Here is a 15,495-nt window from a genome sequence, read left to right as displayed (position 1 = left end):
TCGTGGCGGATCGAAAACTGTTTGCAGTGAAATCGTTCCGCCATTAAATCATCAGTTTAAAAATTCGTTACGGGTGGTGCTGTTGCTTTTAAATATCCCGCCGAGTGCGGTGGTCTCGGTCCGCGAGTGGCTGTCCATCACACCGCGCGACTTCACGCAGTAATGGGTCGCTTCAATAGTGACTGCGACATCGTTGGTTTCCAGTAAGGTTTGCAGAGCAACCAGTACCTGCTGTGTCAAACGTTCCTGAACTTGCGGGCGCTGGGCGAAGAAACGCACGATCCGATTGATTTTTGATAGCCCGATGATTTTGTCCTTCGGGATGTAAGCAACGCGAGCCACACCGTCGATGGTCACGAAATGGTGTTCGCAGGTACTGATGACACTGATGTCCTTTACCTTAACCATTTCTTCTACGCCCATCTTATTGTCGATTAGGGCGATCTTGGGAAAATTCTCGTAGTTCAAGCCCCCGAAAATTTCATCGACATACATTTTTGCGATGCGATGGGGCGTCTCGGCCAGGCTGTCGTCATTGAGATCTAAGCCTAGAGTGCTGACGACCTCTGTCATCAAACCGCGAATTCGTTCGTATTTTTCGTCACGAGATAGGGTGGAAGGTAGAAGCGGGGTTTCCAGTCCTTTATCGATCAGGGTGTCTCTTACTTGCTGAGCTTCTTTTGAAATCATGGCATCCACCGTCGCGGGATCACTGTTGAAGTAAGTACGAGCATGTGATTAAAGCTGGATTACCCTGATTAATAAAATTGTCATGCGCCGTGTTTCTGCTTTTCAAGATATTAGCGTATATTGGAAGTTAGCATGAAGCGCAACCTTTGCGCAAAGTGGCGACTACAATTAAAACAAGTGTCACTGAAACCTTCTTTTTACAGCGCAGCAAACTTAGGCGGAACTTAATCGGTTAAGTTATGGCTCAAGCCGAAGCGAAAGATGGCTCAAATGCGGGCATGTCAGCGGAGAATTACACTATGAACATGACGGTAGTACGTAGAACGGGCTTAGGTTTTTTGCTGTTACTGATTCTAATGACAGTGATTGCCGCTGCCGCGTTGAGAACCCAGCGGGCCACGCAAGACAATGTGGCGGAGATCACGACAGACGTACTGCCTATGTTGCAGTCGGGCTATTCTTTGCTGATCAGCGCGCAAAACATTAACAAGGCCATTGCGCAGCACGCCAGTGAATATGATGCCGAACAGTTGCTGGCCTATGAAAGCGAGTTTGATCGCGAGGTGTCGAGGTACACCGATTTGCGTAACCGGTTGCGTCAGCAAATGACCGGGCAGAGTCATCTGCTGGCGCAATTGACTCAAGCGGATCAGTCCATTCAGACGCTCATTGAACGGGGGCGTGAGCAATTGGTCACACGACAAGCATTATTGGCAGCGGAACAAGCCTATGTGGCTGAGGTGCAGGGGGAGAGCTCTCGCTGGCTGCCCTTCCCCAATGAGATGCGGGTGGTGGATCGGGTCATGCAGATTCTTGGTGAGCAGACTTCGACTGAAGCCAGTGCCATTGGAGCGGACACACAATACGTAAGAGATAAAATCGATTTGGTGCGTACCGAGGTTACTGGTAGTAACACCATGACCGGCGTCAATGAACTGGTCGAGTTGCGTGAGTTCTTACAGGGTGAGATTCAGAATACTCAGATCAGAATCGGTCGGCTTGAAACGTCCAATACCGTGCTCTTTGATCGCTTAGGGCGCTTCGTTACCGTCTTGGATCGTGCAGTGAATGCCCCAGAAGGTACCATTGCCTTAAACATTCAACGCCTGTCGTTGCAGACGCAAAGCACCGAGTTGCTGGCGTCCATCGCGACCGATATCAATACCGGTGTGTCTGCTTTGCAAGGCTTGACGGAACAGATCGCTAGTTTATCAGATGCTTTGCAGCGTGACCTAGCCGATCGAAATCAGCGTGCCAATGCCACCATCGCTGGTACCTATGTGGTGTCCTTGTTGTTGGCCATATTAATTGTCTTCAGTCTGATCCGCAGTATTCGCAAGCCCTTGCAATTGATCGTCTCCACTTTACGTAATGTATCAGCGGGTGATCTCAGCCATGAGCTGACGTTGTCTGGGCGTGATGAATTTGCCGCCATCGGTGACGGAATAAACGACTTGGTTCGACACTTGCGGGATATCTTGCAAAACATGGGTGCCACGTCGACCAAGGTCAGCGCCGTAACACTTCGTATGACCAATACCACGCGGGCCAGTCAAGAAAAACTGCGCCTGCAAAAAGAGCAAACGGACCTCGTCGCTGCTGCGGTGACTGAAATGGAGTCAGCGACACTGGAAGTGGCACAAAGCGCCAGTGGGACATTAGAAGAAGTACAGCGGGTTAATCATGAGGCCGGAAACGGACAGCATAATATGGAAGTCAGTCTGCGTGCGATTCAGGCCTTAGAGCAGGATCTGCAATCGGCTAGCCGTGTGATCGATCAGCTCAATGACGATTCTGAAAACATCGGTAAGATACTGGCCGTGATTACCGGCATAGCTGAGCAAACGAACCTATTGGCACTGAACGCGGCCATTGAGGCAGCGCGAGCTGGCGAGCAAGGCAGAGGCTTTGCCGTGGTGGCTGATGAAGTGCGTGAGCTGGCGAGTAAAACTCAACGCTCAACGGAAGAGATCTACCAAATGATTGACGCCTTGCAGAGTCGCTCTAAGGAAGCGGTTGGCTTGATGTTGCGCACACGTGAGCAGTCGCAGGTGGTGGTTGATGAATCAGAAAAAACCGGGGCTTCAATCCAAGCGATTTTGGCGTCCCTGTCCCGCATGTCGGAAATGACGACGCATATTTCTGAGGCCGTTAACGAGCAACGTACCGTGGCGTCCGATGTGGCTAACAATACCGTAACCATTGCGGATATGGCGGATCAGGTGGTGAACAACGCGACGCAAAACGCCAGCACCTTTGAAGAGCTGGCTATCTTGACGCAAGAGCAAGAAACTCTCGTGCAGCGTTTTAGGTTCTAGGTGCAGGGTCTTGAATCTTAGATAAAGATGCCTGCTCGATCACTGACCGAGCAGGCATTCTTAATTGCAGTTACTCGCCCCCACGAACCAAGCGCACGGGGTAACCGAAGTGCTTATAGGCGTAGTACACCGTGCCGGCATAAAAGGACACACTCCAGGCCGCAAAGTCTGGATTGGTTAGCGCAGAGCTGGTCCAGTACCAATTTTGCTCAGTATTGGGGAAGACATCTTGGGCAATGGTCGGACGTTGATAAGAACCACTGCAAGGCGTGAAGGTTGCTGCCATACCCATTCGTGGTGGGGTGTTCGCTGAGCAATACACCAGTTCGCGCAATTCTGCGACGGTAGGCACACGCCAATCGTCATGCCCGGCGATGGTCAAGCTGATGTCACCCAGCTCGTCCCATTGATAGGTTCTTACTTCACCATGGCAGCGTTGATTCTCAGCATGCCATTCCTGGCCGAGGCTGCAGCGCATCCAGTGCAGGTCGGTCTGGCGATCGTGCACCAGCGCGCCCTCGGCAAGGATCTCGAAGCGCTCGCTGATGGGTAGTTCACGGGTAGCTGATGCCGGACGGCTAGCGGAAGCCTGAGCATCGGCCGAGGCTCTGGGTGTGGTGCCAGAGGTTGAGGGGGCTGTTGGCCGGTCGGCAGTGGCGGGTGCTGCCGTGGTTGGTCGAGTTTGAGCAGGCAATGCCACGGTGCGGCCACTGCGAACCAGTCGTAAATAACCCGGCATGTCCTGAGGTTTGGTCAGAACTGCACCGCCACCAAAGTTTACATACCAGGCTGCATTGGTTTGTTGGCGGGCGCTGTCGGATGACCAAAAATGGTTGGCTTCGGTGTCTGGAAAGGCTGGCGCAACGATCGTCGGTTGCTGATAGACACCGCGGCAAGAGCCACCGTCCACTGTCATGCCGATCAGCGCAGGCTGGCCGGTTGAGCAATACACTAGGGTGCGTAGTTCAGCGATGGTGGGTGTGCGCCAATCGTTTGGCCGAGTCTGATTGCGCGCCTGGCCCCAAGAGAACGACTGAGCCGTGCCGTTGCAGCGCTGGTGCTCGTTGTTCCAACTTTGGCCGATGGCGCAGCGCATCCACTGAAGGCCGGTTTGTTGGTCATAGATAACGCCACCGTTTTCGATGATCCAATAGCGCCCGACCAGAGCCTGTGGCGCATCTGACGGCGCCGCCACGGCCGTCGCGGTGGTTGACCCCATGGCGTGCCCGGACAGGAACAAGTAACCTGACGAAATCAGCAGCAATGCCAGCACTCGGTTTTTCATGCAATACCTCATAAGCGGACAGAGTCAATCGGGCGGCGCCCGACGATTGAAAGAATTCTTTATCATGTGTCGGCCGATGGCGCGAATATGTGAATAGTTTACTGCAATCCGTCAGTAGCAGCGAATTTGTCAGGATGGATTGCCAGTGCCTTTGAGCCAAGGTGACAAGCGCCAGTTTGCTAACGGAAAAGGCAGGAGTATAGTGTCCGGCCGCGTCTGTGCTCGAACCTGACTGAGCGCACCATTTATCTATCGTTATTGTGTAACAGGATGATCATTGTGGATCAGGAACATCAACCCATACCAGAGCCCCAGCAGGGCGTTATTGTCAAAACGCTGACCGAATGGAAGACCCTCGCCATTCTGGGTAGCCCGATCTTGGTCGCACAGTTGGCGCAGATGGCAAATGGCGTAATTGATACCATCATGGCGGGCAACTACAGTGCGGTTGATCTCGCCGGTGTGGGCATCGGTGGGAGTCTGTGGTCGCCCTTGTTTCTGTTCTTTATGGGGTGTCTCAGCGCCCTGCAGCCGGTTGTTTCAGGGCATCGTGGGGCGCAGCAGATGGCGAAGATCATGCCCGCCGTCTGGCAGGGAATCTACATTGCTGCAGGCTGCGCTGTGGTGATGATTCTGCTGTTGATCAATGTGCAGCCAGTCTTGAATATCTTGCAATTGGACGCCGCTGCTGCAGCCGTCACCACCGGCTACCTGAAATCATTCTCGCTCGGTATCCCGGCTTTATTGTTGCTGGTCGCCCTGCGTGGTTTGACCGATGGGTTGGGGCATACCCGCACCTTCATGGCGTTTTCCTTATTAGGAACGGCAGTGAATCTGCCACTGAATTACGTTTTGATTTACGGCAAGTTTGGTCTGCCCGAGCTCGGAGGCATTGGTTGCGGCTGGGCCACGGCGATATCACAATGGGTTTCGGTAACGGCCTTACTGATCTATTTGAACCGCAGCAAGCTGTACGCCCGTTTCCACTTAATCAGTGATTGGGTGGCGCCACGCTGGTTGGAGATCCGTGGCTTGTTGCGCCTGGGCATACCCATTGGCTTCACCATCTTTGTGGAGGCCAGTGTGTTTGCGGTGATTGCACTGTTTCTCGCACCCTTGGGGCCAATAGTCGTGGCTGGGCATCAGATTGTATTGAATGGTGTTTCGTTGCTGTTTATGGTGCCGTTGAGTTTGGGTATGGCTTTGACGTTGCGCATCAGCTTTTTGTTGGGTGCCGGAGCGCCCGACACCGCTCGCTTGCTGGGCCGTAGCTCATTGCTGCTGGCGCTCGGCATTGCGATGGTTTACGCCCCTGTGTTGTATCTGAATCGGGATTTTATCGCGGCGCTCTACACGCAGGACTCAGCTGTGCGTGCTGTGGCCGCACAGTTGATGGTATTCGGGGCGGTGTTCCAGATTGCCGATGTCTTGCAGGTGACCGCCATCAGTGCCTTGCGTGGTTATCGTGATACCCGCATACCAATGCTGATCATGCTGTTGTCGTTCTGGGGTGTGTGCTTACCGCTGGGCTATGTGCTGACCTTTACCGACTATTTGACGGCGGAGGCGATGGGGGCCAACGGTTTTTGGTTGGCGTTAACGGCGGGCTTAGCCACCGCCAGCGTATTGTTGACGGTACGGCTATTTCGCTTCCAGGCAAAGACGGCAAGAACCTAGCGTCGCCAGGTCTCGACGGTGCCCAAGCCATAAACACTGACCCACTCGGTCAGTGCGGCTGGTGTCCGTGTCCGCTTTTCCGCCGTTTCTTGTGTATACGGGTTCACATAGGTGCCGGTCTGGAGTTTGGGCTCGGGCTTGCGCGCACGCTTAGTTTCACGTGCCCCTTCACTGATAACGCGCGCGTAATAGCTTTTCAGGTGTTGATGAATGCCTTCTTCATCCTGACTGCGGGATTTTATCCAGCGCTCAATCTTCTTTTCCAGACGACGAAAGACATCGTCCAGTTTCATATCATTGGCAGCACAGGCTGCTTCTAAATCGGCAATGACCTGTTGCGCACTGGCTTCTTTTTGCTCCAATGCGTGTTTCGCTTCTTGTAGACGCTGTAACTCTGAACGATATAACTCCAACTTTTTATCTATTGACGACGTATTCACACGAGCCTCGATTTAAGTATTTGGTGCAGTGGATGAGTAATTCTTATTTGACGCAAAAGATACCGCAAGCTTCTCTGCGACGCCATAGGGTATGTGCTGTGTAAAGCTGGAATAACAGGTAAATAATTCCGGTTCGAACCGGCTTATCAAGCAGGTATTGACTCTACATCGTTAAAGTCATTAATAGGAAGTGATTGTCGCAGTAATCAGTTATGAACGTCTCGAAATAAAAATTCTAAACAAGAGGTGAACTATTATGCTTAACCGTGCATCGCAACCCTTAGTGAAAATGGTAGACCGGTATTTGCCGGATCCCTATATCTTTGTATTGCTATTAACGTTAATTGTCTTCGCCGCCGCGGTTTTATTTGAGCGGCAATCACCACTGGCCGTAGTAGAGATGTGGGGTAATGGCTTCTGGGGCCTGCTGACCTTTTCCATGCAGATGTTGTTGGTGTTGGTGACCGGCTTTATGCTGGCCAGCACCCCCTTGGTGAAAAACTTTCTGGTGAAATTGGCTACCTTTGCCAAGACGCCTGGTCAGGCAATTTTATTGGTGACCATGGTGTCTCTGGTGGCGAGTTGGATCAATTGGGGCTTTGGATTGGTGGTGGGTGCGCTGTTTGCTAAAGAGCTGGCGCGTTTGATCAAAGTGGATTATCGCTTGCTGATCGCCAGTGCCTATTCTGGCTTCATCGTTTGGCACGGCGGTTTGGCGGGTTCTGTACCGTTGACCATCGCTACACCGGGGCACTTTGCGGAAAGCCAAATTGGTATTATCAGCACCAGTGAAACCATCTTCGCCTTTTTTAATATCGCCATTGTGTTAATGCTGTTCATCATAGTGCCATTGACCAATTGGTTGATGCTGCCGAAAGAAGAGGACAGCATCTATGTGAAACCGGAGCAATTACAGGATGCGCCAGAAGCATCTTCCGAAATTACCCGGCCAGCAGACCACCTCGAAAATAGCCGAGTTTTAGCGTGGTTGATTGGCTTTGGTGGTGTGGCATTTCTGGTCAACTACTTCATGAACAGTGGTGGTTTGAACCTGAATATCGTGAACTTTCTGTTTCTGACGGTGGCGATCATTCTCCATCAGACTCCTCGGCGCTTGTTGAATGCATTGCATGAAGCGGTGAAAGGTGGGGCGGGCATTGTGATCCAGTTTCCGTTCTATGCGGGCATCATGGCAATCATGATCAACTCGGGTTTGGCGCAGTCTATCTCGGCCGGGCTGGCGTCTTTTGCCACGGCGACCAGCTTGCCTTTCTGGACTTTTATCAGCGCCGGTATCGTTAATATCTTTGTGCCATCGGGTGGTGGTCAGTGGGCGGTGCAAGCGCCGGTCATGTTGCCTGCTGCTGAAGCCTTGGGCGCCGACGTGGCGCGCATTTCTATGGCCGTGGCCTGGGGAGATGCGTGGACTAACTTGCTGCAACCGTTCTGGGCTTTACCCGCGCTGGCGATTGCTGGCTTAAAAGCCAAGGACATCATGGGTTATTGCTTGATGATGCTGATCGTTACCGGGGTGTTTATCAGTATTGGTCTGACGTGGTTCTAAGCGACGCATGAAGCAAAATGGGCACAGAGGTGCCCATTTTTATGTCAGCAGCTAGTCTAATAATAGGGTGCGTGCGGCGTTGATCCGTGCCGCCAGATAAGCACTGCCACCGCGGTCCGGGTGCATCTTCTGCATCAGTCGCCGATGCGCTTGAATGATGTCGTCGCGGTTGGCATCAGCGGTTAAACCAAGGATTTCGAGTGCCTCGGCCCGCGTCATCGGCCCGCTGCTGTTATCTTGTGTTTGTTCTTGGCTGCCCTGCTGTGTTGTGCCGGGGTCATCGGCACGCCATTTGTCGCCGAAGCGCTTGTCCAAATAAGTCTCTAACAAACGTGCTGAATCCGTGTCTTGCTGGCGGCAGTATTGCAGCAACTCAATAAACTCTTCGTCGCTAAGATCAGCCAACTCTTTGCCCTGCAATGGGCCCGCCAAAATAGTGCCGTACATCACGCCACTCTCGTGTTCGAGGGTCATGTCGATAATGGCGGTGGCCACGCGTGAACGACCACCAGGAGTGCTGGTGCTGCTCCGCGTGCGACCGGCGCGATGACGCAAAAATAAGCCAATGAACAGGGGCCACAAACGGCGCAAAAAGGGAAGTGTCAGGGCGAGCAAGGCGCCGACCACATGCAGACGCCCGGTGGCCGCCAGAAACACCAGACCGGCCGCGGCCGTGAATAACAATATTTTAATGAGTGCGGCCTTGCGCTGTGCTGGAGGCTGATTTCGTACCCAGACCCAGCCGAGTATAACGGCAGAGGCGAGGGCGAGGATGGCTGCTGGACTCACGGAGAACTCCTTGTAGAGTTTATTTCAATTGCTGGGTCAGTAGCTTGACGTGCTGGCCCTGCCGGCTAGAGAAGCTTTCCAATGCACGGGCTCCGCCAGAAGCATATACGGCGACGGCGGCGAGCAGATCTTTCAAAACCCCTGGGCTGTTGTGGTCGAATGGAGCATAGGCACCGCCTGAGAGTTTGCTGATCTGGCGGAAGGCGGATTCTGCATGGTGATCACCACCCTCATGAAAGGTGAACACAGGTGTGCGCAACATACCCAATTCACCGGCTTTCTGGCACAGGTCGTCCACCGACTCTTCGCAGGAATCACCGATCAGGATCACCGCGCTGACGCGTTGATGGCGAGTTTCTGTCAACGCTTGCTGCAGTACCTTATGTATTTGTGTATGGCCGCCCAGCACATCGACACCATTCATTTTACGCAGCAACTGCTGGGTGTTGGTGAGCCAAGGGCTGGCGTGGAATTCGCCAAAACCACGGAAGTAACAGAGTTGCACGGCCAGTCCGCCAATGTCTTGCGTGGCAAGGAACAACTCGCTTTGCAGCTGGCAAGCTTGATCCCAAGTGGGCTTGCGGCTGGCGGTGGCGTCCAAGGCAAATATTAGGCGGCCTTGCGTGGCTTGTGCCACCGTCATGTCTTTCACTTGGCGAATAAACTGATCGATGTCTTGTTGGCCGGAGCGCGGTTGGATCGATTTATCGTTCATGGATGCCCTCATGCTCGCCTAGGATTCAGATAAGCAGAGTATAACAGTTCAGTGCCTTGAAACACGCCTCAGCACAGACGCGGACAGGATTCAGTTTGCTGTGGAGTGGGTTATGGCGACTGGTGCAGCCACGCTCGCCGCGGATAAATCATGTTTCTTCAGTAATTTGTAAAAGTCGGTGCGGTTGCGCCCAGCCAGCTCTGCTGCCCGTGTCACTTGCCCTTCGGTCATGCGCAATACACGAATCAGATACTGGCGCTCCACTTGGTCGCGCGCTTCCGTCAGGGTAGGCCAGTGGTTTTGGTCTTGTGCCAGCGCCTGTTCGACCAAAGCGGCATTGATCACCGGTGCTTGGGTGAGGGCCACACATTGCTCTACCACGTTCACCAGTTGACGCACATTGCCGGGCCACATAGCCGTCAACAGAGCCTGCATGGCGTCGTCGGAGAATCGCGTTACTTCAATGCCTTGTCGTGCGGCACACTGTTGTAAGACATGACGGGCCAGCAAGGGAATGTCTTCGGCACGCTCGCGCAAACCGGGCAAGGTGAGGTTCACGACATTCAGGCGGTAATAGAGATCTTCGCGGAAACTGCCGTCCGCCATGGCTTTCGGCAGGTCGCGGTGAGTGGCGGATAGGACACGCACGTTGATGGGGATGCTGCGGCTGCTGCCGACCGGTCGAACCTGTCGTTCTTGCAAGGCGCGCAGCAGTTTAACCTGCAAAGGCATGGGCATGTCGCCAATTTCGTCCAAAAACAGGGTGCCCCCGTCGGCGGCGCGAAACAGCCCTTGGTTTTCCGTAACCGCGCCGGTGAAGGCCCCCTTGCTATGGCCGAACAGTTCGGATTCAAGCAGGTGCTCCGGCAGGGCGCCGCAGTTGATGGCAATAAAGGGCTTGTCGGCCCGCGGGCTGGCACGATGAATGGCGTCCGCCAGCAGTTCCTTTCCAGTACCACTGGCACCACTGATCAACACGCTGACGTCGCGCTGCGCGATGCGATAGGCTTGATCAAGCACGTCGGCCATGGCGGGGCTGCGCGATACGATGGCCTGGCGCCAATCACCTTGATGCGGTACATGCGCATGACTGATGGCATCGTGCAGCGCCTGCCGCAACTCGTCATGGTTGAGTGGCTTAGTCAGAAAGCCCACCACACCACGCTGTGTTGCGGCCACAGCATCAGGAATCGAGCCGTGGGCCGTCATGATAATCACCGGCATGCCTGGATGGCGGCGTGAAATTTCGTCAAACAAACTTAGGCCATCCAGGCCCGGCATGCGCAAGTCGCTCAGGACGAGAGCGAAATGTTCTGTGCTCAGCGCCTTCAATGCTGTGCTGCCTGAGTTGACGCTGGTGACGGCGTACCCTTCGCTTTCGAGGCGCAACGTCAACAGGCGCAGCAGGCTGCTGTCATCATCAACCAACAGTATGGCCGGTGCATTAGTCATCTGGGCGCTCCTCTCTTGTGCGTTCCGTAAGGGGCTCGATATCGTCGCTTGAACGGTCAGGCTGGTTTTCGCTCAGGCGCGCTTCAATTTCGGTGAGTGCTTGTATTTGCGCCGTCTTTTCGGCGATCTCTGCCTGTAAACGCTGTATGTCCTGTTGCTGTTGGCTGTTGAGCCGGCTCAGCCCCTGTACTGTTAATTCGGTTTCCAATAAGCGTTGCTGGTGATCAGTGAGCCACTTGAAGTACTCCGCCAGCGCTGTGGGTAGCTCCGGAATGAGTTCCAACAGTTGCAATTGGCTATGCAGCCGCAAAAGGTGTGGCGTACTGGGATGGCTGCTCAGCAGCGCTGACTGAGCGGTACCAACCTGGGTGTCGGGTAGGGACGCTAGCACACGACGACGAGCTTCAGTGTCTAGGTGAAGGCTGTGCTGCATGAATTGCTGCCACGCCAACAACATACAGGGCGAGTCACTGAAGGTGAGGCTGGGTGACGACAGGCTGTCAGGTGCCACAATGGGCAAGGAGCAGCGCACCCGCTGACTGGATTCCGGTGCGGGTTCCGGCCGATCGGCAGAAAGGTTCGAGTTAGGCTCGCCCGTCGTCGGCATGACAAAGTGGGCACACCCGGGCAGGGCGACAGCCGCGAAACAGCCAAATAGCAAAGTGATGGCGCGAGAGAACATCAGGTATCGTTATCCATGGTGGTGAAGCTGGGCAGTGTTATGCGAACGCAAACATCCGCTTCTCTGTGCTGAACGATGTCGGCGTGGCCTTGCAGCAATCTGGCACAGTCGGCGACGATGGATAAGCCCAGACCCGAGCCGGTTAAGGCATCAGCGCGCGGCAAGGTTCCGCGTTGAAAAGGTTCAAACATCAACCGCGCTTGGTCGGCCGGTATGGCCGGGCCGCTGTTGGCAACATCGAGGATCAGTTCATCGTTGACTTGGTATAGCGATAACCAGATACGGCCACCCGCTGCGCCATAGGCTTGGGCGTTGTTGATGAGGTTGTCGAGGATACGAGTGAGTAAGCGCGGGTCTGTATGCAATTGTTCTACTTGGCAATCCACCTCCGCAGTCTGCTGACGCTGTTGGATCGATAAGGCGTGCTCGGAGAGCACTTGCTGTATCAGGTTCGCAGCATTGACCCAAGACAGCTCAGGTCGGGCTTGTTGCAGAAGACGATTGTAGTCAAGGAGCTGTTCGGTGAGTTGATTCAGGCGCTCGGCGCTGCCTGACAACAAGCTCACGACCTCCTTCTGGCGGTCATTTAACGGGCCTGCCAGCTGCTCAGCGAGGAGCGAACAACCCTCTTGTATGCTGGCCAATGGTGTTTTGAGTTCGTGCGATGCATGGCGCAATAAGACGAGACGCAGTGCCTCAAGTTGCTCCAAACGGCCTGACAGCCAGTGCAAACGATGACCCAAGGCATTCAATTCGCGTGGTCCGCCAACGGCATCACGCGCTGGCCGTTCCTGTTGTTGCCCCATGGCCCGGATCATTTGATCCAGTCGTTTGACCGGAGCGGCGACGCGTCCACTTACCCACACCACCAACAGTAAGGTCAGGAACACCAGCACGATGGTTTGTATCGCCAGTTGTTGCTGTTGCGCCGCGACGCGCCCCTGCTGTTGTTCGATGCGTTGGTCAAGGTGGTTACCAATGAGGGTGGACAGGGTGGCTTGGTCACGCCGCACCTGCTGCAGTTGCTCTTCCAATTGGGCATTGTTGTGGTGGGTAAAGTTTGTGGCGAGATCAGCGAGTTGCACCCTGTGGGTTGCGCAAAGTGCAGCCGCACCAGCGGTCTCTGGTAAGGCGTTGCAGGCGCGGCTTAGCGACTGCAGATATTGTTCGATATGGGCATCGGCTAGTTGGGCTAAAGCATCGGTGCGTACCACGCTGTATTGCCGTACCGCGCGCTCAATATCGGTGATGCGATTCTGCAAGTGCTCAGCCCGCCTGATTGTGGCGACCGCCGTCTGGGCTTCGGTCATGGCGACAATGCTTAACTCATTTAACGCACTCCGCCCTTGCCACAGCAGCACAGACAGTGGAATCAGCGCCAGCATGAAACCGATCAGTACCAACTCGCGCAAGGATGCAGGGTGCAGTAAGCGCATAAATAGGTTGGCACGATTCACGGATATCCCTTAGTGCAGTGTGATTGGTTATGTACTCAACGCAAAAAAGACCGCAAGGCGGTCTTAGAGTGGATCAACGGCTGGATCAGTTGGTCATGAATTCATTGAATTCGTCCAGTGAAATCACACCGTCTCCATTCACATCAACGTCCATGAACTGAGCGAATAACTCGTCGTGCGCTTGTGCTTCTTCCAGCGTGATGAAACCTTCGCCCGCTACATCCAATGAAGTGAACGCTTCATACACGTTCGCTTCTACTTGTGCTTCGAGTCCGCTGGTAGCAGCAAATCCGGTGGCAGATACTAACAGCAGGGCAGTTGAGATCAGTGTCTTTTTCATAATCATTACTCCAAACATTTCAGTAAAATGAGGCCGTTCATGGTGGCCACTGCAAGTGGGCTGATCGGCCTCGCTGTCTAGGGTATTGCAGAGCTTGTGCCAGTTTTAAATAACCTTTTTAAAACAATGGCTTACGATGTTTTCGAGGCAGCTTAAGGGCATTTTCCCGGAAAAAGTGTCGCTATATGGCGACGATTTTCCTGTCAGATTTAAAATATTCAATAAAATCAGTAGTTTATGGTGTTCCCGATTGGCGACAGGCGTCTGATGGCGGCATTCTCGGGCGGATTCGAACCGAACTCTGGCGATGTGTTACCCTGTTTACTCATGAGCACGCTGGAGTTAGATATGTCGAACGAAAGTCGCACTCGCATTACAGCCACACGCAGTTCCTATCATCGCTACACGGACGAAGAACTGAAGCTTGAGCGGCGGCGCAAGCCAGGCTCGGTATCCGACCGCATCGCTTACGCCATGGTTAAGGTGCTGCGCTTCGTGGCTGACGCTTTCTTTGCTCAGCGCTACGGAAATCGTGCTGTTGTATTGGAGACGGTTGCAGCCGTACCGGGTATGGTCGGTGGTGCCTTGCAGCACCTAAAAGCGCTGCGGCGCATGAAAGATGACGGGGGGTGGATCTATACCCTACTGGACGAAGCTGAAAATGAGCGTATGCACCTGATGACCTTTATGACCATCATCCGCCCTGCCTGGTATGAACGTTGGCTGGTGGTGTTGGTGCAGGGTATTTTCTTCAATGTCTTCTTTTTGCTCTATCTTATTTCAGAGCGCACCGCACACCGCTTGGTCGGCTACTTCGAGGAAGAAGCGGTGGTTAGTTATACCGACTACCTGCGACGGATCGATGAGGGGCTGGAAGAGAACGTGCCAGCACCGCAAATTGCTATTGACTATTGGCAGTTGCCTGCAGACGCCCGTCTGCGTGAAGTGATTGTGGCGATACGGGCCGATGAGGTCATGCATCGTGATGTAAACCATGGGTTCGCAGATGAAAAGACGAAACAATAAGCGCTAAAAAAAATACAATTCACAGCGACGTAAACGTTTACTTAAATAATTTTCTCGTCTAAGCTGGGCACCATAAGTCAAATAAAAAGTGCCCTATGGACCGTAACACCATTCATGAAGCTGCTCGCATTGCCAACGTGTCTGTCGCGTCAGTATCGCGTGCGTTGAACAATAAGCCGGGATTAGGTGCTGAAACACGAGCCCGTATTCTCAGCGTGTGTGCTGACTTGGGTTATGCGCCGTCGGTGGCTGCACGGCAGTTAAAAGAAGGACGCGCCGCTACAGTGGGCCTGTCGATGGGACTGCACGACTGGCAGGTCAATCCCTACGTCTCCATCATGTTTGAACACCTGACCAAGCACCTGTACCGACGTGGCTTGATGCCCGGCTTATACCATCACAATGAGATGCAACAACTCACCGAAGACGCGGCGTCGGCAATTTTGCTTGGGGTGGAGGATGACGATGCCCGCCTCCGCGTGCTGCATGAACACAAGATCCCCTATGTCTGTATTGGCCGTCGGCATGACGGCTTCTGGGTGTGCCCGGACGATCACCAAGGTGGAGCCCTAGCCGCGGAGCATCTTATCGCTCAAGGTTCACGCCAGATGGCGACGGTTGAAATTGATTTGCCGGAGCGGGGCACGGTGATGCGGGGGCAGGCCTTTCATGATCAGGTGCAAGCCCATACGGGTTCTAAGGGTTCGGTGGTGCGTATACCGGACTCTGCGACCCCAGTATTGACCGCTTATCGAACCCTTATCAAAGCGTATGCGCAGTCGCCTTTCCCGTTCGATGGCGTCTTTTGTGAAACCGATGAGATCGCTTGTGGTGTGCGTGCTGCATTGCAGGACTTAGGGTATCAGGTTCCGGGTGATGTGCGCATAGTCGGTTACGACGACTTGCCGGTGTTCGCCGAAGGCTTGACCACCATTCGTCAGGACATCAGTGCGATTGCTCATGCAGCAACCGGGTTACTCACCAAGGCACAGCAGGGTGCGCGACCCGAATCGATCACCATGGGAGTGTCTTTGATCAAAAGAGACAGCACCTGATTTTA

Annotated in this window: 14 protein-coding genes; 5 read left to right on the top strand and 9 right to left on the bottom strand. The window is 54.0% G+C overall.

Translation table 11 applies throughout. The features are described 5' to 3' along the window. Window positions 1-51: 51 nt before the first annotated feature. Window positions 52-690 (bottom strand): GTP cyclohydrolase I FolE, encoded by a 639-nt coding sequence (folE, locus tag NFC81_RS12810; protein ID WP_304994871.1) that lies wholly within the window; start codon window positions 688-690, stop codon window positions 52-54. 299 nt (window positions 691-989) lie between these two features. Between folE and NFC81_RS12805 the strand changes: the two genes are divergently transcribed. Next, window positions 990-3,008, top strand: coding sequence for a methyl-accepting chemotaxis protein (locus NFC81_RS12805; protein ID WP_304994870.1), 2,019 nt, complete (start codon window positions 990-992; stop codon window positions 3,006-3,008). Between the two features lie 70 nt (window positions 3,009-3,078). On the opposite strand, the gene NFC81_RS12800 is transcribed toward NFC81_RS12805, so the two are convergent. Further along, window positions 3,079-4,293 carry a DUF1566 domain-containing protein gene (locus tag NFC81_RS12800; protein ID WP_304994869.1) on the bottom strand — a complete coding sequence of 405 codons (1,215 nt, stop codon included), beginning with the start codon at window positions 4,291-4,293 and terminating at the stop codon, window positions 3,079-3,081. Between the two features lie 270 nt (window positions 4,294-4,563). Between NFC81_RS12800 and NFC81_RS12795 the strand changes: the two genes are divergently transcribed. Beyond that, complete coding sequence (locus tag NFC81_RS12795) at window positions 4,564-5,970, top strand: MATE family efflux transporter (RefSeq protein ID WP_370529868.1); 1,407 nt, start codon at window positions 4,564-4,566, stop codon at window positions 5,968-5,970. Here NFC81_RS12795 and NFC81_RS12790 read toward each other — a convergent pair. Continuing rightward, window positions 5,967-6,410: a hypothetical protein gene (locus tag NFC81_RS12790; protein ID WP_304994867.1), complete on the bottom strand. Its 444-nt coding sequence runs from the start codon at window positions 6,408-6,410 to the stop codon at window positions 5,967-5,969. The two genes, NFC81_RS12795 and NFC81_RS12790, sit on opposite strands and share 4 nt — an antisense overlap. Window positions 6,411-6,666: 256 nt before the next feature. On the opposite strand from NFC81_RS12790, the gene NFC81_RS12785 reads away from it, so the two are divergent. Next, a complete protein-coding gene (locus NFC81_RS12785; protein WP_304994866.1) occupies window positions 6,667-7,974 on the top strand; it encodes a short-chain fatty acid transporter in 1,308 nt (435 codons plus the stop codon). Window positions 7,975-8,025: 51 nt separating this feature from the next. Here the strand turns inward: NFC81_RS12785 and NFC81_RS12780 are convergent, their stop codons facing one another. The 6 genes from NFC81_RS12780 to NFC81_RS12755 form a co-directional block, all read right to left on the bottom strand. Continuing rightward, window positions 8,026-8,763 (bottom strand): molecular chaperone DnaJ, encoded by a 738-nt coding sequence (locus NFC81_RS12780; RefSeq protein ID WP_304994865.1) that lies wholly within the window; start codon window positions 8,761-8,763, stop codon window positions 8,026-8,028. Window positions 8,764-8,782: 19 nt separating this feature from the next. Then, a complete protein-coding gene (locus tag NFC81_RS12775; protein WP_304994864.1) occupies window positions 8,783-9,478 on the bottom strand; it encodes a VWA domain-containing protein in 696 nt (231 codons plus the stop codon). Window positions 9,479-9,568: 90 nt separating this feature from the next. Next, entirely contained in the window at window positions 9,569-10,930 is a 1,362-nt protein-coding gene (locus NFC81_RS12770) for a sigma 54-interacting transcriptional regulator (RefSeq protein ID WP_304994863.1), read from the bottom strand. Next, complete coding sequence (locus tag NFC81_RS12765; RefSeq protein WP_304994862.1) at window positions 10,923-11,612, bottom strand: hypothetical protein; 690 nt, start codon at window positions 11,610-11,612, stop codon at window positions 10,923-10,925. The genes NFC81_RS12770 and NFC81_RS12765 overlap by 8 nt, the downstream gene beginning before the upstream one ends. Then, the gene (locus tag NFC81_RS12760) at window positions 11,612-13,069 is read right to left on the bottom strand and encodes a HAMP domain-containing sensor histidine kinase (protein ID WP_304994861.1); all 1,458 of its coding nucleotides are present in this window, start codon (window positions 13,067-13,069) and stop codon (window positions 11,612-11,614) included. The genes NFC81_RS12765 and NFC81_RS12760 overlap by 1 nt, the downstream gene beginning before the upstream one ends. A gap of 85 nt (window positions 13,070-13,154) precedes the next feature. Next, the gene (locus tag NFC81_RS12755) at window positions 13,155-13,409 is read right to left on the bottom strand and encodes an EF-hand domain-containing protein (protein ID WP_304994860.1); all 255 of its coding nucleotides are present in this window, start codon (window positions 13,407-13,409) and stop codon (window positions 13,155-13,157) included. A 348-nt stretch (window positions 13,410-13,757) separates the two neighbouring features. Between NFC81_RS12755 and NFC81_RS12750 the strand changes: the two genes are divergently transcribed. Next, complete coding sequence (locus NFC81_RS12750) at window positions 13,758-14,435, top strand: alternative oxidase (RefSeq protein ID WP_304994859.1); 678 nt, start codon at window positions 13,758-13,760, stop codon at window positions 14,433-14,435. A 95-nt stretch (window positions 14,436-14,530) separates the two neighbouring features. Continuing rightward, window positions 14,531-15,490 carry a LacI family DNA-binding transcriptional regulator gene (locus tag NFC81_RS12745; protein WP_304994858.1) on the top strand — a complete coding sequence of 320 codons (960 nt, stop codon included), beginning with the start codon at window positions 14,531-14,533 and terminating at the stop codon, window positions 15,488-15,490. Window positions 15,491-15,495 lie beyond the last annotated feature (5 nt).

Origin of the sequence: Salinispirillum sp. LH 10-3-1 (assembly GCF_030643825.1) — a bacterium.
Taxonomy (GTDB): domain Bacteria; phylum Pseudomonadota; class Gammaproteobacteria; order Pseudomonadales; family Natronospirillaceae; genus Salinispirillum.
Note: the sequence above shows the minus strand (reverse complement) of the source record. Positions and strands in the feature narration are given on the sequence as shown.

Bases quoted from the DNA above. Each gene is read 5' to 3' on its own strand.
- NFC81_RS12775 (WP_304994864.1), bottom strand. From the start codon at position 9,478: ATGAACGATAAATCGATCCAACCGCGCTCCGGCCAACAAGACATCGAT.
- NFC81_RS12805 (WP_304994870.1), top strand. From the start codon at position 990: ATGAACATGACGGTAGTACGTAGAACGGGCTTAGGTTTTTTGCTGTTA.
- NFC81_RS12800 (WP_304994869.1), bottom strand. From the start codon at position 4,293: ATGAAAAACCGAGTGCTGGCATTGCTGCTGATTTCGTCAGGTTACTTG.
- NFC81_RS12795 (WP_370529868.1), top strand. From the start codon at position 4,564: ATGATCATTGTGGATCAGGAACATCAACCCATACCAGAGCCCCAGCAG.
- NFC81_RS12765 (WP_304994862.1), bottom strand. From the start codon at position 11,612: ATGTTCTCTCGCGCCATCACTTTGCTATTTGGCTGTTTCGCGGCTGTC.
- NFC81_RS12785 (WP_304994866.1), top strand. From the start codon at position 6,667: ATGCTTAACCGTGCATCGCAACCCTTAGTGAAAATGGTAGACCGGTAT.
- NFC81_RS12745 (WP_304994858.1), top strand. From the start codon at position 14,531: ATGGACCGTAACACCATTCATGAAGCTGCTCGCATTGCCAACGTGTCT.
- NFC81_RS12770 (WP_304994863.1), bottom strand. From the start codon at position 10,930: ATGACTAATGCACCGGCCATACTGTTGGTTGATGATGACAGCAGCCTG.
- folE (WP_304994871.1), bottom strand. From the start codon at position 690: ATGATTTCAAAAGAAGCTCAGCAAGTAAGAGACACCCTGATCGATAAA.
- NFC81_RS12750 (WP_304994859.1), top strand. From the start codon at position 13,758: ATGTCGAACGAAAGTCGCACTCGCATTACAGCCACACGCAGTTCCTAT.
- NFC81_RS12755 (WP_304994860.1), bottom strand. From the start codon at position 13,409: ATGAAAAAGACACTGATCTCAACTGCCCTGCTGTTAGTATCTGCCACC.